The organism is Algoriphagus yeomjeoni, from assembly GCF_049821175.1.
GTDB classification, from domain to species: Bacteria; Bacteroidota; Bacteroidia; order Cytophagales; family Cyclobacteriaceae; genus Algoriphagus; species Algoriphagus yeomjeoni_A.
In genome coordinates this window covers 1,491,660-1,511,792 of sequence record NZ_CP187512.1, presented here as the reverse complement: position 1 = coordinate 1,511,792, position 20,133 = coordinate 1,491,660, and the positions used below count along the sequence as shown (strand labels likewise).

15 protein-coding genes are annotated in these 20,133 nt (G+C 40.9%); 10 read left to right on the top strand and 5 right to left on the bottom strand.

Annotated features, from left to right (window positions below):
- Positions 1-116: 116 nt before the first annotated feature.
- Genes alaS through ACPUEN_RS06000 form a run of 3 tightly spaced genes read left to right on the top strand, consistent with a single transcriptional unit; the run spans position 117 to position 5,337 of the window.
- Positions 117-2,741 (top strand): alanine--tRNA ligase, encoded by a 2,625-nt coding sequence (gene alaS, locus ACPUEN_RS06010; protein ID WP_425639206.1) that lies wholly within the window; start codon positions 117-119, stop codon positions 2,739-2,741.
- A 22-nt stretch (positions 2,742-2,763) separates the two neighbouring features.
- Positions 2,764-4,224: an Asp-tRNA(Asn)/Glu-tRNA(Gln) amidotransferase subunit GatB gene (gene gatB, locus ACPUEN_RS06005; RefSeq protein WP_425639205.1), complete on the top strand. Its 1,461-nt coding sequence runs from the start codon at positions 2,764-2,766 to the stop codon at positions 4,222-4,224.
- Between the two features lie 3 nt (positions 4,225-4,227).
- On the top strand, positions 4,228-5,337 hold the full coding sequence (locus tag ACPUEN_RS06000; RefSeq protein WP_425639204.1) for a redoxin domain-containing protein: 1,110 nt from the start codon (positions 4,228-4,230) through the stop codon (positions 5,335-5,337).
- A 285-nt stretch (positions 5,338-5,622) separates the two neighbouring features.
- On the opposite strand, the gene proC is transcribed toward ACPUEN_RS06000, so the two are convergent.
- On the bottom strand, positions 5,623-6,423 hold the full coding sequence (gene proC / locus ACPUEN_RS05995) for a pyrroline-5-carboxylate reductase (RefSeq protein WP_425639203.1): 801 nt from the start codon (positions 6,421-6,423) through the stop codon (positions 5,623-5,625).
- Positions 6,424-6,606: 183 nt separating this feature from the next.
- On the opposite strand from proC, the gene ACPUEN_RS05990 reads away from it, so the two are divergent.
- The 6 genes from ACPUEN_RS05990 to rfbB all read left to right on the top strand — a co-directional run bounded on the left by ACPUEN_RS05990 (position 6,607) and on the right by rfbB (position 11,888).
- Positions 6,607-7,023 (top strand): hypothetical protein, encoded by a 417-nt coding sequence (locus ACPUEN_RS05990; RefSeq protein ID WP_425639202.1) that lies wholly within the window; start codon positions 6,607-6,609, stop codon positions 7,021-7,023.
- A gap of 123 nt (positions 7,024-7,146) precedes the next feature.
- Complete coding sequence (locus ACPUEN_RS05985; RefSeq protein ID WP_425639201.1) at positions 7,147-7,347, top strand: helix-turn-helix transcriptional regulator; 201 nt, start codon at positions 7,147-7,149, stop codon at positions 7,345-7,347.
- 130 nt (positions 7,348-7,477) lie between these two features.
- On the top strand, positions 7,478-8,422 hold the full coding sequence (locus ACPUEN_RS05980) for a hypothetical protein (protein ID WP_425639200.1): 945 nt from the start codon (positions 7,478-7,480) through the stop codon (positions 8,420-8,422).
- A gap of 89 nt (positions 8,423-8,511) precedes the next feature.
- A complete protein-coding gene (locus ACPUEN_RS05975) occupies positions 8,512-9,678 on the top strand; it encodes a glycosyltransferase family 4 protein (protein WP_425639199.1) in 1,167 nt (388 codons plus the stop codon).
- A gap of 38 nt (positions 9,679-9,716) precedes the next feature.
- Entirely contained in the window at positions 9,717-10,769 is a 1,053-nt protein-coding gene (locus ACPUEN_RS05970; RefSeq protein ID WP_425639198.1) for an NAD-dependent epimerase, read from the top strand.
- A 63-nt stretch (positions 10,770-10,832) separates the two neighbouring features.
- Positions 10,833-11,888 carry a dTDP-glucose 4,6-dehydratase gene (gene rfbB, locus ACPUEN_RS05965; protein ID WP_425639197.1) on the top strand — a complete coding sequence of 352 codons (1,056 nt, stop codon included), beginning with the start codon at positions 10,833-10,835 and terminating at the stop codon, positions 11,886-11,888.
- A 175-nt stretch (positions 11,889-12,063) separates the two neighbouring features.
- On the opposite strand, the gene ACPUEN_RS05960 is transcribed toward rfbB, so the two are convergent.
- From ACPUEN_RS05960 to ACPUEN_RS05945, 4 genes are all read right to left on the bottom strand, one after another.
- Positions 12,064-13,131, bottom strand: coding sequence for a DUF4249 family protein (locus tag ACPUEN_RS05960; RefSeq protein ID WP_425639196.1), 1,068 nt, complete (start codon positions 13,129-13,131; stop codon positions 12,064-12,066).
- 37 nt (positions 13,132-13,168) lie between these two features.
- Positions 13,169-14,149, bottom strand: coding sequence for a DUF4249 domain-containing protein (locus tag ACPUEN_RS05955; protein ID WP_425639195.1), 981 nt, complete (start codon positions 14,147-14,149; stop codon positions 13,169-13,171).
- An 89-nt stretch (positions 14,150-14,238) separates the two neighbouring features.
- Entirely contained in the window at positions 14,239-16,626 is a 2,388-nt protein-coding gene (locus ACPUEN_RS05950; protein WP_425639194.1) for a TonB-dependent receptor, read from the bottom strand.
- Positions 16,627-17,240: 614 nt separating this feature from the next.
- Positions 17,241-17,771 (bottom strand): CIA30 family protein, encoded by a 531-nt coding sequence (locus ACPUEN_RS05945; RefSeq protein WP_425639193.1) that lies wholly within the window; start codon positions 17,769-17,771, stop codon positions 17,241-17,243.
- A gap of 534 nt (positions 17,772-18,305) precedes the next feature.
- Between ACPUEN_RS05945 and ACPUEN_RS05940 the strand changes: the two genes are divergently transcribed.
- A complete protein-coding gene (locus tag ACPUEN_RS05940) occupies positions 18,306-19,838 on the top strand; it encodes a Ppx/GppA phosphatase family protein (protein ID WP_425639192.1) in 1,533 nt (510 codons plus the stop codon).
- Positions 19,839-20,133 lie beyond the last annotated feature (295 nt).

The window sequence follows — 20,133 nt, the reverse complement described above, 5'->3', positions numbered from 1 at the left end:
AAGAGAGAAATTCTCACCCCAATGCAGGTAACACCATCAATTCTGTTAATTTTGCTTCCCGATAATAACGCCTGTAAAACGGCCTAAATAGCATTCTTAATTGCCTCAAAACCTTCATGGAAGCAAAGAAAATACGGAGCACCTTTATTGAGTTTTTCCAATCCAAGCAGCATCACTACGTTCCTTCATCACCGATTGTGGTCAAAAATGACCCCACGCTGATGTTTACAAATGCGGGAATGAACCAGTTCAAAGACGCATTTCTAGGAAATGAAATAGCCAAATATTCCCGTGTCGCAAATTCCCAGAAATGCCTGAGGGTAAGTGGCAAGCACAATGATTTGGAGGAAGTGGGCGTGGATACCTATCACCACACCATGTTTGAGATGCTTGGCAACTGGTCATTTGGTGATTACTTCAAGAAAGAAGCAATTGAATGGGCTTGGGAGTTATTGACCGAAGTCTATGGACTAGATAAAGACAGGTTGTATGTTTCGGTGTTCCAAGGTGACACTGGAGATAATCTAGGCCTGGATCAGGAAGCCTATGATCTTTGGAAGGCTATTGTTCCTGAAGACCGTATTATAATGGGTTCCAAAAAGGATAATTTTTGGGAAATGGGTGACGTTGGGCCTTGCGGACCTTGTTCTGAAATCCATGTTGACTTAAGATCCGATGCGGAGCGCGCTCTTGTTGCTGGTAAAGACTTAGTTAATAATGATCACGAGCAAGTGATCGAGATTTGGAACTTGGTATTCATGCAGTTCAACAGAGTTTCAGATGGATCTTTGAAGCCGCTACCTGCGACTCACGTGGATACAGGAATGGGTTTTGAGCGTTTGGTGAGAGCTATTCAAGACAAATCATCCAATTACGATACAGATTTATTTGCGCCATTCTTGGCTGCTTTGGCAAAGAAATCAGGCAAAGTTTACGGCGAGGATTTGCCGACTGATATTGCATTCCGTGTGATCGTCGATCACATTCGTGCGATTTCATTTACTATCGCGGACGGGCAATTGCCTTCCAATAACAAGGCTGGCTATGTGATTCGTAGAATTCTCAGAAGAGCAGTTCGTTATGGATATACGTTTTTGGGTTTCCAAGAACCATTTTTATATGAATTGACTAGCCTCATTGCAGATAATTTTGGGGATATTTTCCCAGAAGTAAGACAGCAACAGGAATTTATAGCGAAAGTGATTTTTGAAGAGGAAACTTCTTTTCTCAGAACACTTGATAATGGATTGAAGATACTAGACCAGATTAAGTCTGAATTAAGTGCGAAAGGTGAAAATGTAATCCCAGGGAAAACTGCATTTGAATTGTACGATACCTTCGGATTCCCACTTGATCTGACTTCGCTGATCGCTCGAGAAAGTGGACTTTCGCTTGATGAAAAAGGCTTTGCACTTGAAATGGAAGCCCAGAAAACACGTTCCCGCGCAGCCTCTGAATCTGAAACCGGTGATTGGGTAATTGTAAACGAAGACAACGGGGTTGAATTCGTAGGATATGATTTCCTTAAAGCGCATGCCCAGATCATCAAGTACCGCGTGATCTCAGATAAAAAAGGCGATAAGTACCAAATCGTGTTAGATAAAACTCCTTTCTATGCCGAAAGCGGGGGACAGGTCGGTGACACAGGTTTATTAATTTCTGAAACCGAAACAGTAAAGGTGATTGACACCAAGAAGGAGAATGACTTGATTGTTCATTTTGTGGAGAAGCTTCCCACAAATCCTGAAGCTAAGTTTGGTGCAGAAGTAGATGCAGACAAGCGCTTTTTGACTGAAAATAATCACACAGCTACGCATTTGCTTCAGGCTGCTTTGAAAGAAGTTCTGGGTGATCATATCCAACAGCGAGGGTCTTTGGTGAATCAGAATTTACTTCGCTTCGATTTTTCTCATTTCAGCAAATTGACTGATTCCGAAATTGCTAAAGTGGAGGATATTGTAAATGATAAAATCAGACAGAACATCGCACTTTCCGAGCAAAGAAATGTGCCAATAGAAGAGGCAAAAAAGCAAGGAGCAACTGCGCTTTTCGGAGAGAAATATGGTGACTTTGTACGTGTAATCACTTTTGACAAGGAATTTTCTGTAGAACTTTGCGGGGGCACTCACGTTCCTCAAACAAGTAAAATTGGTTTGTTTAAGATTATTTCTGAAGCTTCCAGCGCTTCTGGCGTTCGAAGAATAGAAGCTATTACCGCAAAAGCAGCCGAGGAGTATTTCCGAAAACAAGAGCATTTGGTGAAAGAAATTCAGGAGTTGCTGAAGAACCCTAAGGATCTGATGAAGTCAATTGAATCTTTGCTTCAAGAACGAAATGACTTGAAAAAAGAGATCGATGCGTTGCATCTGGAGAAAGCTTCGGGTGTGAAAGTTGAGTTGCTTAAGCAATTTGTGGCAGGAGAAGGCATCAATACTTTGATAGCTCAAGTGGAATTGCCAAATGCGGATTCCTTGAAGAAGCTGGCTTATGAGTTGAAAAATGAAACGGAAAAAGCTTTAGTAATCTTAGCTGCTAAAATTGATGACAAACCTCAAATTGCGGTTATTATAGACGAAGAATTGATTGCAAGCAAAAATTTAAATGCTGGTCAAATCGTAAGAGAATTGGCTAAAGAGATACAAGGTGGAGGAGGTGGACAAGCGTTTTTTGCCACTGCAGGAGGAAAAAACCTAGCTGGACTAGAAAATGTAGTGGTAAAAGCCAGAGAGTTGTACCTTTAAAAAACACAGAAAAAACGCGCGAATGCTAAGCGAAGAATTAAGGAATAAATATCAGTTGATCATCGGTTTGGAGGTGCATGCGCAGCTTTTGACCGAGAGTAAAATGTTTGCAGCTGATGCGAATCTTTACGGTCAGGCACCCAACACGCAGATCTCGGCCATCACTTTGGGACACCCAGGAACTTTACCAAAGGTAAATCGCAAGGCAATCGCCTATGCCATCAAGATGGGATTGGCTTGTAATTCTGAGATCACTAGACATAATGTCTTCGCAAGAAAAAATTATTTTTACCCAGATCTTCCTAAGGGTTATCAATTGACCCAAGACAAAGGGCCAATTTGTGTTGGAGGCACTGTGCCGATTCAGCTGGCAGATGGTCGAAAGAAGGACGTGATACTGAACCGTGTTCACATGGAAGAAGATGCAGGGAAATCTATTCATTTGGCTGAGGAAGCCGATACTTTGGTGGATTTTAACCGTGCTGGTACGCCATTGATAGAAATAGTAACTGAACCTGATCTGCACAGTCCCGAGGAAGCCTATGCATTCCTAGCAGAGGTTAAGAAACTGGTGAAATACCTCGATATCTGTGATGGAAACATGGAAGAAGGGTCGCTTCGCTGTGATGCCAACGTCTCAGTAATGCTGAAAGGTGCTACGGAGTTAGGCAAAAAAGTGGAAGTGAAGAACATGAATTCTTTCCGTAATGTATTCCGAGCCATTGAGCATGAGCATGAGCGTCTGATCGGGTTGATTGAAGCAGGTGAGGAGGTTATTTCCGAAACTAGGACCTTCGATGCAAATACCGGACTTACTGCCAGTATGCGGACCAAGGAAGATTTGAATGATTATCGCTATTTCCCAGAGCCAGACCTGAGTCCCGTGGTAATTTCTGACGAATGGTTGAATGCAGTGAAAGCAACCATGCCTGTGTTGCCTAGAGATCTTCACAAGAAGTTTGTAGAGGAATTCGGGCTTCCTGATTACGACGCGAGCTTTTTGACTGAATCTAAGGACATTGCTTTATGGTTTAATGAGCTTTGTACCAAAACCAAAAACTACAAAGCAGCTTCTAATTGGGTGATGGGGCCGGTAAAATTGTCGCTTGGTGAACAATCTTTATCAAAAGAGACTTATCCAATTACTCATGAAGCATTGGCTACTTTGATTGCTTTAGTTGAGGACGGCAAAGTAAGCTACACGGCAGCTGCACAGCATGTTTTCCCTGAGTTGTTGAAGAATTTAGGCGAGAATCCTATGGAGATAGCACAACGGCTGAATTTGATCCAGGAAAGTGACGAGTCTTCTTTAAAGCCAATTGTAGAACAAGTATTGGCTGCAAATGCGGCGAAAGTAAAAGAATATAAATCAGGCAAAAAAGGTTTGATGGGCTTGTTTATGGGACAGGTAATGAAGCAGTCCCAAGGTAAAGCTGATCCGAAAGTAGCCACAAAAATATTAACTGAATTATTACAGAAATAACCCATGATGAACAAAATGAACGGAATCGTATTTCTATTATTCTTGTCTTTTTTCTCCTGTGAGGAAAAGCAAAAAAATGAAGGGATGGTAGAAATCTCAGGAACTATAGAAAACGCTAGGGTTGGTGCGGTAATACTATCGCAGTTTACGGATAGTCGTCCTAAAGTTTTGGATACTCTGGAAGTAGATAATAATGGGAAATTCAGCTATGAAGTGGAGGTAAATACTCCAACTTTTTACGAGTTGAATATGTATGGGGAAAAAGTAATTCGTCTAGCTCTCTATAATGAAGATGTTGACATTTCTTATGATTTTGCAAACCCTGAAAGCTTGGTAATTAATGGATCTCAAGATTCTCAGGAAATGCAGAAAATCGAAAAATTGATGGAGTCTTACCAGACTAAAGTCAATGCCCTAAATGAGTCCTATTATCAAGCAATGGGTGAGAACAATACCGAAAAGATCAAGGAGATTCAGACTGAAGCTATGCTATTGGAGAGTAATCAATCTACGGAAGTGAAGAACGTCATCAATAGTATGGGAGACAGTTTCGCTTCCTTGGCTGCGATAGGTTTGTTAAATCCCAAAAATGAATTCCAATTTATGGATAGTTTGGTAGCTAAGCTGGATGAAATTTACCCAGAGACTAAGTCAATTATTCAGATAAAGCAGCAACTCGATGAGATGCGAGCTCTTTCTATGGGGCAAATCGCTCCGGAAATCGAGCTTCCTAATCCTGATGGGGAAGTTATCAAGCTTTCTGATCTAAGAGGAAAGTATGTTATGATTGATTTTTGGGCTGCTTGGTGTAAGCCATGTCGTGAAGAAAACCCAAACGTAGTTAGGCTTTATAATGAATATAATGAAAAAGGCTTTGAGGTATATGGTGTATCTCTAGATCGCACGAAAGAGGCTTGGGTAGATGCTATTGCGGAAGATGGCTTGACTTGGACTCAGGTATCTGATTTGCAATATTTCAATTCAGCCGCAGCAGAAACCTATCAAATCAACGCGATTCCAGCAACCTATCTAATTGATCCTGACGGAAAAATCATAGGCAAAGACCTTCGTGGGCCGAGTTTGGAGGCTAAACTTGCCGAGATTTTCGACTAAATTATTCCAAGATACCAACAAAAAACCCTTTCCATTTTAAAATGGAAAGGGTTTTTTATTGGGTGAAAATATGAAAGGAAGGAAGAAAAAGTACCAAACAGTCCTTCCTTTAAAAATCGTGTCATTGAAAAAGGAATAGCAAAAGTTGTTTATCACCCGGGACAAATCTAGTAAAAAGATTCAAAAGAAAAACAATCTTAAAGTTATTCCTATTCAATTAAATAGTAATTTTTCCTGATTTAGATTTAATATTCCTTGAGTATTGCTATATCATTACTAAATCAATCATTTCGCAATTTTCTCGTAACTGGCTATTACGCCTCTCACCATTGCCGAACTGAAGCCTCGATGTTCCATTTCATTTAAGCCCACAATAGTGCAACCTTTTGGGGTGGTTACTTTGTCGATTGCGGCTTCAGGGTGCATGTTTTTCTGGATCATCAATTCAGCAGCACCCTTTACAGTTTGGTTTACGATTTTACTGGCAGTGACTGAATCAAATCCAATCTGAATTCCTCCTTGGATCATCGCTCGCATAAACCTCAACACATAGGCTATCCCGCAGGCACCCAATACGGTTGCGGCTTCCATCAGGTTTTCATCAATTGGAATAGTAAAACCTATTCCGTCAAATAACTCAGAGATAAGCTTTACTTGATCTTGATCCGCATTTTGAGAACAGATGCAAGTAATAGATTCCTGAATATCTGCAGCAATATTTGGCATAGCGCGGAAGGTGATACTGTTTGAGTCAATTACCTGATACATTTCTGCAAGGGTGATCCCCGTAGCCAAAGAGATGATGATTTGTTTTTTTGGATTCAGCGATGGGTTGATTTCAGTTAGAATAGGAGCGATGTTGTATGGCTTCACTCCAAGAATAATAATATCAGCGTTTGCTGCCGCATAGATATTGTCGCTTTGGACATTTACTCCCAAGACTGCAAAACCGCTGAGACTATCCACATGTCTTTTGGTCAACGTCAGGTTTTTAGGATCAAAATCATCCCGCTTTAAAAGTCCGTTTGCGATAGAAGCTCCTAAGTTGCCACAGCCTATGATGGCTATTTTCATTTTCGAAATCATGGAAAATATAATTATTGAATGGATTTATTGCCTAAAGGTAAACAATACGACTGTTTTTATGTGAATTCATAAAATATTATGAAGGTGTGATGCTTAAAATCAAAAGCTCTGATAAATTTTTGTGACAAAATATTTTGTCATTAAGTAAAGTTTGTTTTACATTTGGTCAAAACAACTTGTCTTATGAACAACAAATCTATATTACATGTGCCCTTACTTTCTCCAGGTTGGAAGAAAGTAGCGTTTTTGTTTTTTCCGCTTCCGATCCTTCTAGTCATTGGGATGGCTGTTACTAGAATGGATATTAGTCCGGACGAATCTGCCCAAGTGATTTACGGTTGCTGGGCTATTGGCTTTGGCCTATTGAACCTTTCAAGGGAGAAAGATGAAGACGAGATGATTAAATCATTTAGGCTTCAGGCATACCAAACAGGATCCTACTGGCTTATCTGGGGTGTTGGCGCTTTGATGCTGATCAATTACCTGCGCTTTGATAGAATTACCTCAGAGATATTCACAGCCTATTTGGTTTTGTTTCTATTGAATGCTTACGTCTATGCAGCATTTCAGTACCAAAAATTCATGGCTACCAAAGACTAATCTAAACTGACGCTATTATGCTTTCTAAAATACTCTTTAGTATTCAACTAATTTTCATCGGACGATTCAAATGGGTTCTTTACAAACAGGGGCAATCTACCCTTGCTTTTTGATATAGGTTCGATGAAAAACACCATAAAAATTGAACGTGCCCGACATAATATGACTCAGCAGGACCTGGCGGAAAAAGTCAGCGTATCCAGGCAAACAATCAACAGCATAGAGGCTGGGAAGTATGTGCCTTCTACAGTGCTGGCACTGAAAATTTCTCAAGTCTTTTCTGTAAGTCTTGAAGAGATTTTTCAGTTGGAAGAAGGGGATTAGCTGCTTCACTTATATTCTGCGCTGTTAACCAGTCATTTGTGTTTTTCCTGAGTAATAGCTGCCCATTTTTATAATGCAGGTTGTAGTTTGATTCGAGAAAATAGCTTTCTTGCGGGTAAATTATTCGGCTATGAAAAGGAAATTATTTTTGCTGATCAAGTTACTGATCATTTCACAGTTGGGATACGCTCAGATTAATATGGAGGATTCAACCGTGCAGGTTATAGCATACTGGGATTTAGGAGAAATAACTTCCTATTCTATGGTGCTAGAAAATATTACTGTAAACGGTGAAGACACAACTTTTCATGGCACTACTTCTTATTTGGTGGATATGGAGATATTGGATTCGACTGATGTTGAATACACTGTAAAATGGACTTATAGAGATCTTCAAAATTCGTTTGGGCCAGGTAATGAATCACTCGAGGAAGTAGCAAATAGAGCAAGGGATATTGAAGGAGGAGATGTGGTGATTTTTAAAACCAATAACCTTGGGACATTCAAAACTCTGGTTAATTGGGAGCAAATACGCGATTATTATGATAAAGTAAGGGAGCAGTTATTAGTTGATTTTGATACACTTCCCAATGTAAATCAGCTCGTTGATTCCATGTATGGGGCAAATCAAACACAATCGCAGGTACAACTATCTAGCACTAAGGACGTATTCCAATTTTTGAATTATCATGGGGCAAAATTACGTTTAAACGAGTCTTTAACAGGTAAAATGAAGCTCCCCGGATTGTATGATCAAGGCTTAGTAGATGGGGATTTTTTTGTGGAATTAGAAGAGATTTTCGAAGAAGATAACGATTTCAGACTTGTTTCTTTTGTAGAAGCAGACGCTGAGCAATTAGTAGCTCAAACTCGTGAACTACTTAAGGCCTTTATTCCCGATAGCTCGGATGATGATATTGATACTTTAATGCTTCAAGCAGGAGAAATCACCAACACAAGAGAAGATGTAACAGTGATGCATGGTTGGGGTTGGCCAATTTATTCGCAACAGATTAGAAGAACAACAGGAAACGGATTGGTAAATTGGGAAATTCGCACCATAGAAATATTGTAACAACTCATTTGGAATACCATTTGCACTTTTTTAAGGGTTAAAAGACTCAAAAGTCTTACCTTCGTCGTTTTAGATAGAATCCCTTTTTGATGCCAAAACTTATTCGAATAACCACCGTTCCGATTTCTCTCAAATTATTGCTTGCCGGGCAAATGAAGTTTATGAGAGAGCAGGGTTGGGATGTGCTGATGGTGAGTGCAGATGGTAGAGAACTTCCTAAAGTAGTCAAAGAGGAAGGAGTTAGGCATGAGGTCATTCCATTTACACGAAAAATCACTCCACTTCAAGATTTAAAATGCCTGTGGCAATTGTATCAGTTGATCAAAAAAGAGCAACCTGATATTGTGCACACGCATACCCCAAAAGCGGGATTGTTGGGGATGATCGCTGCAAAATTAGCTGGGGTGAAAGTGAGAATTCACACACTGGCTGGAATTCCATTCATGGCTGCCGAAGGCGGAAAAAAGAATCTGCTGGAAAAAATGGAGAAGATTACCTACAGCTATGGTACTGAGGTTTGGCCAAATTCCAATGGGCTTAAAAATTTCGTACTTGAAAATGATCTCTGTCCCTCAGAGAAATTGACCGTAATCGGTAGAGGCTCATCAAATGGGGTAGATTTGGAGAAATTTAACCGTGGAGTTCTCAAAGAAAATCACTTGGTAGCTGCCACCATGCGCATACTTCCTGGCGAAGATGATTTTATCATTTTATCAGTTGGTAGATTAGTGAAAGACAAGGGGATTCAGGAATTGGTGGATGCTTTTTTGAGTTCGAAGATTGTGGGTAAATCCAAACTGGTACTTCTTGGCAGTTTTGAACAGGACCTAAATCCGCTTAGTCCAGAGACTATAAAAATCATTACCGATCACCCTCGAATAGTACAGATAGACTGGTCAGATCATGTCGCGCATTATTTGGCGCTTGCCGATGTATTGGTTCACCCTTCACATCGCGAAGGCTTTCCAAATGTGCTTTTAGAAGCTGGAGCGATGCAGTTACCAGTTATTTGCTCTGATATTATTGGAAATACTGATCTCATTACCCAACAAAAGACGGGATTAATATTTCCGGTGAAAGACGTAGCTATTTTAAAAGAAGCAATGGAATTTGCTTTTGTAAAGCGGGACAAAATGACCCAGATGGCTATGACATTGTATAATGAAGTGGTTTCAAATTATAACAGACCTCAAATTCACCAAGAAATTTTTGAAAGATATCAAACCCTTCTTGGGGCGGTCAGTCCGTCCGAATGACTTATATTTAAGCCTTCATCACCTAATAAAATTCTTTTATGAAATACCTGGTTACCGGAACTGCTGGATTTATTGGATTTCACGTTGCTAAAAAACTTTTGGAGAGGGGAGACGAGGTAGTTGGTCTGGATATCGTCAATGATTATTATGACATCAACCTGAAATATGCCCGTTTGGCCCATATGGGAATTCAGCGTGATTTGGTGAAAAAGGGTGAGCTAGTGCAATCCGATACTGTGCCCAGCTATAGATTTATTCAGCTGGATTTATCTGTAAAGGAGCCCTTGCTAGCGCTTTTTGCTCAAGAGAAATTTGATGTAGTGATTCATCTGGCAGCTCAGGCTGGTGTTCGATATTCCTTGACCCATCCTGAGGTATATATAGAAAGCAATATTATTTCCTTTTTGAATATCATTGAGTGCTGCAGATTTCATCCTGTCAAGCATTTGGTGTATGCCTCTTCCAGCTCTGTCTATGGCTCGAATGAGAAGATGCCTTTTTCCACTTCAGATTCTGTGGATCATCCAATCAGTTTGTATGCAGCATCAAAAAAGTCAAACGAGCTGATGGCACATACCTACAGTCATCTCTTTAATATTCCAACGACTGGCTTAAGATTCTTTACCGTTTACGGACCATGGGGAAGACCTGATATGGCCTTGTTTCTGTTTACAGAAGCAATCATAAAAGGAGAACCTATTCAGGTATTCAACCATGGTAATATGAAGCGAGACTTCACTTACATAGATGACATCGTAAAAGGAGTCCTAAAAGTAGCCGATAGACCCGCCAGTCCAAATGCTGATTTTGATCCGCAGAAACCAGATCCGGGAAGCTCTAAAGCACCTTATAAAGTTTATAATATTGGTAACTCATCCCCGGTTTTATTGATGGATTACATTCATGCGGTAGAAAAGGGATTAGGTAAGGAGGCAAAAATGAACCTGCTTCCCCTTCAGCCAGGTGACGTGCCAGCTTCCCATGCGGAAGTATCTGATTTGGTAAGAGATACTGGGTATAAACCTGATACTCCAATCGAGCAAGGGGTAAGATCCTTTACCGAATGGTATTTAGACTATTACAAAAAATAAGTTCTTTTCGGGCAGGTCTCAGGTTTTACTTGGTGAAAGATAATTGAGCATAAATAGTATCTCATGAAAAAATCAATATTGATCACAGGGGGTGCGGGGTTCATAGGCAGCCACGTGATTCAACTTTTTGTTCAAAAATACCCTCAGTACAAAATCGTCAATCTGGATGCCTTGACTTATGCAGGTAATTTGGAGAATTTAAAAGCAGTTGAGGGAGCTTCAAATTACGTATTCGAAAAAGCAGATATTCAAGATGCAAATGCTCTTACAGCTATTTTTGAAAAGTATCAGATCACCGATGTAATCCATCTGGCAGCAGAGTCGCATGTAGACAGATCCATCTCGGATCCATTAGCTTTTGTGAAGACCAATGTTTTTGGAACTGTCAACTTGTTAAATGCGGCAAAGGAATATTGGAAGGAAAATCTTTCGGATCATTTGTTTTACCACGTTTCCACAGATGAAGTTTACGGATCACTTGATGACGATAGCTTCTTTTTGGAAACCACTGCTTATGATCCTCAGTCCCCTTATTCAGCATCCAAAGCAGCCTCAGACCATTTTGTACGAGCCTATGCCAATACCTACAAAATGAAAACCGTGGTCTCTAATTGCTCCAACAATTATGGGCCAAATCATTTCCCTGAAAAACTCATCCCACTTTGCATCAATAACATTAAGAATTCCAAACCACTTCCAGTTTATGGAAAAGGGGAGAACGTTCGAGATTGGCTATTTGTGAAAGATCATGCCAGAGCGATTGATACGGTGTTTCACAATGGAAAGCCTGGGGAAACCTACAACATCGGTGGCTTCAATGAGTGGAAGAACATAGATATAGTGAAATTGCTTTGTGCCAAAATGGATCAGAAGCTTGGGCGAGAAGCTGGAACTTCTGAAAAGCTAATCACTTACGTCCAGGATCGTGCAGGCCATGACCACCGCTATGCAATAGACGCCACCAAAATCCAACAAGAGCTAGGCTGGGAGCCAAGTCTGCAATTTGAAGAAGGAATTGAAATTACGATTGATTGGTACTTGAACAATCAGGAGTGGCTGGATCATGTAACTTCCGGAGCTTATCAAGATTACTATTCTCAGTTATATGAAAATAGATAAGAAGCTTTAGTCTAAAAGAAGCGTTTGGAATAGCCCTCAAAAGTTGGACGGATAAAGAATAGTTTAATTGAGTGTTAAAGCTAGGAATTAGGCCGATTGTTGGTATCAAAGTCCAGATCTAGATTTAGGGTTTTACCTATGATATTATTTTTTGATTACTCTATTGATTTTCAGGTCAATCGTAAACCCACCAGTCAGGTACAGTACTTGTCCAATCCCTGCCTGCTGCACGACCTTCACAGGATAGGCATTCTGCTGGATATTGATTGGTGGGTTTTCCGGGAATGTATTCACAGATTGGTTGCAAATAAATGGGAGAAATCTCAGAGGTCACAAAGAATCTAGATACTGATGATTTTGCAACCTCAAAAAAGCCAAGCACAAGTTCATTTGGATTTTCAGTATTGGTGATATTACCAAATACCGGAGCGGGCGGTATGTCAAAAAGGGAGCCTTTGTTGTTAAGGACTATATTGATTTGTTGCCAGTATTCAAAAGCCTCTCTGTTGATACTTAGCTGTTTGACTGTTACGAAATATGGGAATAAGAAGGCATTGTCGAATTTCCTGGTAGCCACCAACCTCTCAGTTTGTCGACTCGATGTGACTGTCCCGTCAAATAAATTAACTCGTGTTGGATCCATGACATCAAAAATAAAACAGGGTGGAGGCGGAGGGGTGCCAGGAGGAATCCAGAGCAACTGCCAATAATGCGCTTCTTCAACTATCCACCGGAGGAATAGCTGGTCTTTGGTTTCCGGTATTTCTGATTTTGCAAAGACCTTAAAAACATGCTCATCCTGCGAGGATCTGAACGGTTCATACGCAACTTGGTAGCTGAGACTGTCCTTGCCAACAACCTTCGGCATTTCTTGAAATTTTGACCTATATGTCACCCCTTCCAAAACCACCTCTAAAGCATAACTTTTTCCTTCTGTTGATTTCACCCCTTGCAATTCATAAACACCATTTCCTTTGCTGAAATATTGTGTTCTATTTTCCCCATCGGTCAGTAAATAAACGGCTGCATTTGAAACACCTTTGGGACGAAAAGCCAAAGGTGCGGAGGTACTAATATTGACAACATGCTTATCATCAATATCAGTAAACAATCCATAGATGATCAATTGTCCCTCTTGTGTTTCCTGCCAAAAATCAAGTGGTTCAATACAAGAGAATGCTCCAAATAACAGCGAAAGAAGGCAAAGAAGTTGCTTAAATATTGAATAGAGGTTCTTTTTCATTTTAAGAAATTATTCTACACCAAAGCCAATTATCTCACTAAAACTTCCACCAATCAGGTGCGTCATTTGTCCAACTTCTGCCTTCTGCGCGCGCTTCGCAAGACCTGCATTCAGCGGCATAAGAATCTTCAGGTTTATTTGGAAAATACTGACATGGGTCCACGAGACTAAACGGGACATCTGCACGTGTTGTATAAATCCTGGTCACCTTGGTTTTGGCTACTTCAAAATAGCCCAATACTCTTTCATTTTGATCTTCTACATTGGAGATGTTTCCATGCACCGAAGCAGGAGGAATATCAAATAAGGATCCTTGGTTATTGATCACAGTTTCTATTTTCTTCCAATACTCATAGGCTTCCCGATTGATGCTGAGTTGCTTGACGCTCACAAAAAATGGATATAGGAAGGAATTGTCCACTAATCTTTTTGCTAATGCAAAATTCCCTTTTCGGGTGCTACTACCCGAACCGTCAAATAAATTGAGTCTATTGGGTTCAATGACATCCGATATAAAACAAGGCGGGGGAGGTGGAGGAGGAAATCCCGTCCCCGGTAAATAAACCAAAGGCCAAAAATATGTCTCTTCCACCATCCATCTCAGGTAGATGGGATCTGTCGAATTAGGCAGTGTTGTCTCCGAATTCACCGTGAAAACCGATTCCGGAGACTCAGTCCTAAATGGTTCTTTATTAAATTCAAAACTGATTACATCATCGGCAAGAAGCTCAGGAATCTTCTCATAGTTTGACCGGTAGACTTTATCCTCCAGAATTACCTCGATGGCATAACTTTCTCCTTCTAGTGCTGCAAATCCTTCTAAGAAATACTCTCCTAATCCACTAGGAACGTATCTAAATCTGTCTCCAGATGCTGTTAATAAGGAAACCCTAGCATCCCTAATTTCCATTGGCCTGAGGCCAATAGCTGAAGTTTCAGAGACTGTGACGACTTGTCTTTCATTGACATCGGTCAAAAGTCCATAAATTACCAATTGCACTTCTTGCTTATCTTCCAAAAACTCAAGTTTGTCAATACAGGAAAACGGTAAAAAAAAGTAAAAAGATAATACCACAAGGAGCCGGACAGATTTTTTAGTGCGTGAGATCATTTGCCAAAAGAAACAGTGTAAGTGAATGATGGAAATGCGGTACCCAAAATTGAAATCTGATAAGGTACCAATCGTTGGTTTCTGCCTTCTCTTTGAAAAAATACCGAATAGGCATTTCTGCGACCTGTGAGGTTGTAGACACTAAAATTGATCTTGTCATCCCATTTTCTTATAAATCCATTGGTGAGGTAAGAAATGTCTATTCTAAAATAGTTTGGTATCCTGAATTCATTTCTGTTCCCAAAATTTGGAACAAAAATCCCTCCGACCACATAGTTGGAGGTAAGCCCTGTAACAGGCCTGCCCGACGAAAAGTTGAAATTTGTATTGAAAGTCCGTCCCCTTCCTATATGGATGTTGGTGACAAGAGAAATGTTATGCGGTTTGTCAAAATTTGTAGCAAACCAATTGCCCTGATTAACCTGAATTTCTGCAAAATTAGAGGTGGTTCTTATTAATGACCTGGTATAGGTATAGGCTAGCCAACCTGTGATACCACCACTATTTCTTTGGATCAATACTTCTGCACCATAAGATTTGCCTTTCCCTTGGATCAGTTCGGTCTCTATGTGCGGATTTGCAAACAAATCAGCAAAATCCCGGTACTCCAATTGGTTGTCCGTAGTCCTGTAAAAACCCTCGAGAGAGGTAGACCACTCATCCTCTTTGAAGTTTCGGAAATATCCTAAAGAAGCATTTTGGGATCTTTGTGGTAGGATATAGGTTGTGCTTAGCTGCCAAAGATCTATTGGAGTTGGTCCCGTAGCATTGGAGATGGTTTGAAGGTATTGGTTCATGACCGAATAGCCGCCTTTAATTGAACTGGAGTTGTCAAATGTCCGACGGAAGGAGAACCTTGGTTCAAAACCACTGAACTTGACCACTTGTCCGCTCTCTATGTAATCAACTCCTTCAATCGTCAATCTCGACATTGGAGCTCCTTCTTGATATCTATAGACTGAATCCGGTCCTTGTTGTATATAATTTGAATACCTGATTCCTCCTGATACAGAAAAGTTTTCTGATGGATTCCAATCAGCTGATACAAAGGGTGCATATTCTAATCCTCTTTCTTTCTGAATTGTTTTCGCAGCAATCCCTGACTCTTCCGTTAGAGGACGGAGCGATTCTGGCCTCATTTGGTATTGCACAGCTTCTACGCCGAAGTTGATGTCCACCTTTTCGAGAGTTAACAAACCGGTTATTTTTCCTTGGAAATAGTAAAGTCCATTATCAATTTTGGATGGGTCTACTTCAGATGGTTCAAAAAAACCATTGTTGAATGACCCAAAAGCTGCCAAGCCGACCAGAGAGAAATTATCGGTCAATAGGTTTCGGCTGGTTAAAGACCCGACGAGATTGTCCCATTCAAATCCAAACTTATTGGAAAACCTAAAGTAATCTCCGGTATTCAGCAGGTTGAAATCAAGGCTGTTATTCTCAGAAAATTGGTGGCTGATCCCCAGGTAAAAATCGTGGAAGTTAATCTTACTTTTTTTGACATCAACTTCATTTGCATTCTCCAAAAGCCAATTAGCGTTAGATAACCTAGTGGCAAATAACAGCGAAGTCTTTTCTGGAACGATAGGCCCCTCTACCAGGAATTTGCTGACCGAAGTTCCTAAAGAAGCACTTCCTTTCCAGTTTTCCCTGTTACCTTTTCTCATTTCAATGTTCAATGCTGAGGCACTCCTTCCCCCAAAGTAGCTAGGCACTGTTCCTTTAAACAAGGTGAAATTTTGGAGCGCATCCCCATTAAATGATGACAGGAAACCCAATGCGTGGCTGTTACTGAGCACTATGGCCTCGTTCATCATGATCAGGTTTTGATCTGCCTGACCGCCCCTTATATTCATTCCTGCAGAACCTTCACCTACAGAAGTCACTCCCGGCATGGATTGAAGCACATTGAACACATCAGCCTCCCCCAAAAATGCCGGCACAAGTTTTATCTCGTCGATGTTCATTTTGGTGACACCGGTAATGGGACTCCGGATATTTCTGTCGCGCTCCTCTGCCTGTACCGTAAATACCTCTAATTCAAAATCGCGGTCGGCTAGAGTTACGTCCAATTTGCCATCTCCAAATAGTAAAATAATATAATGAGCTGGTTTTTTTCCAAACTCCCGGAAAACGAGCCGATGTTTTCCTGAATCAAGGGTAAGGGCATATTGCCCAGCTGCATCTGTATTGTTTCCGGCAAAGATTCCGTCTATATGAATGGCAACACCTGCCAGTGGTTCGGAAGTCTCTAATTGTGTGACCTTGCCTGTTAAAAAGTATTTCGATCTCTTGGGGTTATTTCCCTGCTCAAAACTGACTTCTGTAAATTCAGTCTGCCCATAACTTGGTTGGAAATGCATTGCCATTAATGGCATGAGCATCAGAAACAATAGATGAGGTTTGACCCCTATATTTCTATGGAATAGACTTTCCTTTATTAGTTGAAAAAAATGTAGCTGTGCGATTTTCACTTGCTCGATTTTGGGTTATGTAATTGAATTGGCACTTCATCTATTTATCCAAATTCAAGATTGACTTTTTGAAATTCCTGAATTTTTGAACCTAGCAATAGAAAATTAACCTTTGATATGGGACAAGCTAAATTTCTAAATTCATTTGAACAACCAGTAGCTTACCACATGCAAGGATCAGAGGAATAGTAAATTATATAATTCGGGCGGAGATAAAAAGAAATTTTATTTCATACAAGCTTGATCATCCTCAAAAAGCGACTCACAAAATGCCATGGTGGAGATAGTCAGGCATTTTTTTATAAATCATCGACGGCGACTTTAACCACTAGAGCCCCATTTTCTGTATTGGCCTCTATTGTTTTGCCTAAAGCTAAAACAGTATTTCCTGTAAGGTTCCTACGGTAACTTTTCGCTACGCCAGGACTGAGCCGAATTTCTAACGGGTAAATGAATCTTTAATTGAAAGCACTAGAGTGATGGGAGTCAGGAATATTGAAGAGATTTCTCGAATCGCTTTCCTTTTACTGCAACTCGATCTTATCCACCTCCAACCGAAAACTTTCAGATTTGCCGTTACCGATCATGAAGCGGACTTCCTGGATTTGATCTGCATTGAAGTTAGGGATATTCAGCTTATTTCCGTGGTAGGAAGGCTCCATCTTGTTGAGCGGAATTTCGATGCTTTGCCATTCGCCGGTAGTATGGAATGTATAGATATAGTCTGCCCATTCCTTCAGATTGGCTTTAATTCTAAATTGATAATCCTTGCCATCTCCCTTGATGCGGATGACAGCTTTGGTATAGCCGCTTATGTTTTTTGGTGCAAAATGATATTGCATCGAAGCAAATCCCCCGTCATTCTCCAGAGAAACAGTTCCTGTAAAAACCGCGTGACCTGCTTCACTCTTTGATAATTTGCTAGCCGATACCCCGCCCATTACCGTGTCATTCTCTATTTCCCAAACGGACCAATCAGAATTAGCACTAAAATCAAAAACAAGTAAACTGCTCATAAGTAAGGGGAGAAAGAAGGTTAAAAGTAAAGCTTTCATATGCATTGTGTTTTAGCAGGGTCGAGTTCGAGCCTTGCTCAATCAAAGAACAGGTTAGGTAACAAATAGTTTTTGAGGAAAGCACCTACACCCAGACAGCGAAGTCCCAAAGGGACGGTATTTTTGTAGCTCCGAGCTTCAGCTCGGGGTTGACGAAGAATCCATTATTTCCGGGTTTTGGCCAGGAAGATGTCAATTGAGAAAATTACGGCTTGCCAAAACGAGGGAAGGTCTGGTAGATGTATTGGTCTATGAGACACAGGCTACGGGATTGATAATGCCGAGAATTATCTATTTGATCGAGGGTAGGGAAGTCCCATAGGGACGGCATTTTTTGTAGCTCCGAGCTTCAGCTCGGGGTTGACGAAGAATCCATTATTTCCGGGTTTTGGCCAGGAAGATGTCAATTGAGAAAATGACGGTTCGCCAAAACGAGGAAGGGTTTGTTTAAGTTGTTCGTGATTATTAATCTCGAACAGCTTATTTATTTTTTATAGTGTATTTTTAATATTCATCAATCCCAAAAAAAGATCCATGAATCTCGCTGCCATAGACATCGGAACCAATTCCATTCACATGATAATCGTTAAAGTCACCTCGAGACAAACTTATGAAGTGTTGGTTCAGGAGAAGGAAATGGTCAAACTCGGTGTCGGGGTTTTTGCAAATAAGGTAATCAGTCAGGAAGCCTTTGACAATGGCCTGCAAACCATCTCCAGGTATGTGAAGCTTGCCGACCAATATGGGGTGGAGCATATCATCACTGCAGCTACCTCCGCCACTCGTGAAGCCAAAAACGGTAGGGAATTCTTAGACCGATTGATACAGGACGTGGGATTATCACCCCAGTTGATCTCCGGAAAAGAGGAATCCAGATTGATTTTTTTGGCAGTGAACAAAACCATAGATCTAGGCAAAGAAAATGCTATGGTCCTTGATATAGGCGGTGGAAGTACTGAGGCAGTGGTAGGAAATCGGGAAGAAGTACTGTTCATGAGCAGTATGAAATTGGGTGTCCTGAGACTATTGGATCTGGTAGGAAATCAGAATCCTCTGGACAGAAAACAGCAAAAAGACCTGAAAGAACATATCCGTTCCATTGCTGGTAAAATCATTCCAAAAGCTTCACAGGTGGGTTTTTCCAAGGTAGTAGGGACTTCAGGTACCATCCGAACCCTGGGAGAGGCAGCTTTGGCACTAACTAATAAAACCATCATCAGCTCCGTCAATGCTGAGGTGGTCAAAATAAAGGATCTGGAAAAAATCATCTCTCAGCTCCTGGAACTTGAGCCTGGGAAAAGAGCAGCTATTCCCGGAATCAGTGCCAACCGTGTGGATGCTATCCATCTGGGTGGATTGTTGCTTTTGGAGTTGTTGAAAATGTCCAAGGTGGATGAAATCACCCTTTCTGATGCTTCCTTGAGAGACGGATTGATCATTGACTATCTTGAGAAAAATGGCCAGAAACTAGACCGACTGGAGCAGGGTAAAGATGTCCGTGAAAGCAGTTCGCTGATGATGGCCTTGCGCTATGATACCGATATCGAGGAGAAAAAGCATATATCGAAGTTAGCACTTCAGCTCTTTGACCAACTGAAAGACCTGCACGGCCTGGAGGATTCAAGCCGGGAGTTGCTGCACCATGCAAGTCTGATCTATGATATAGGTCAGTATGTGAATTTTAAGGATTTCCATAAGCATTCCAGGTATTTGATTTTGAAGGGAAGGCTGAGGGGCTTCAACAATGATGAACTCACCATACTGGCCCATCTGTCCAGATACCACAGGAAATCCGGTCCAAAAAAACGTCACAAAAAGTTCAAAAAGCTGGATAAGAATTTACGAAGATTGGTCAAAGGACTTTCAGGGATTTTGAGAGTCGCAGTAGGATTGGATAAAACCAAAAATCAATGGGTGGAAAACGTCTATTGCATCCCTTCGGAGGATAAGCTGTGCATCAAGCTATTCGGGGAAGAGAGCCTGGATCTGGAGATCTGGGAAGCACAGCGTTTTTCGGATACCTTGGAAGAGTTTTTAGGCTTGGAAGTAGAAATTGTCAAGGGGTGAGGCAATTACCCGAGCGGAAGGGAAGGGGATTAGCAATCATTTCGGTGCCTCCAGCCCCGATAGGAATCGGGGCAGAAGGCAATTCGGAATTCAATTACATGTAGCATTTTAACGACACTAGTTGAATTGGAATGTGGCTTTAGCCCATTCATTTGAGATTTGGTTATAGGATAAGATGGCTTTAGCCAAATCATTTTCTTTTATTACACTCTAGGGCTATAAAAAAATTGCAAATTCTTATAATAAGAAAGCGTAGTTACTCCCGTACAACTGTCGCGGACTACGCTTAGTCCAA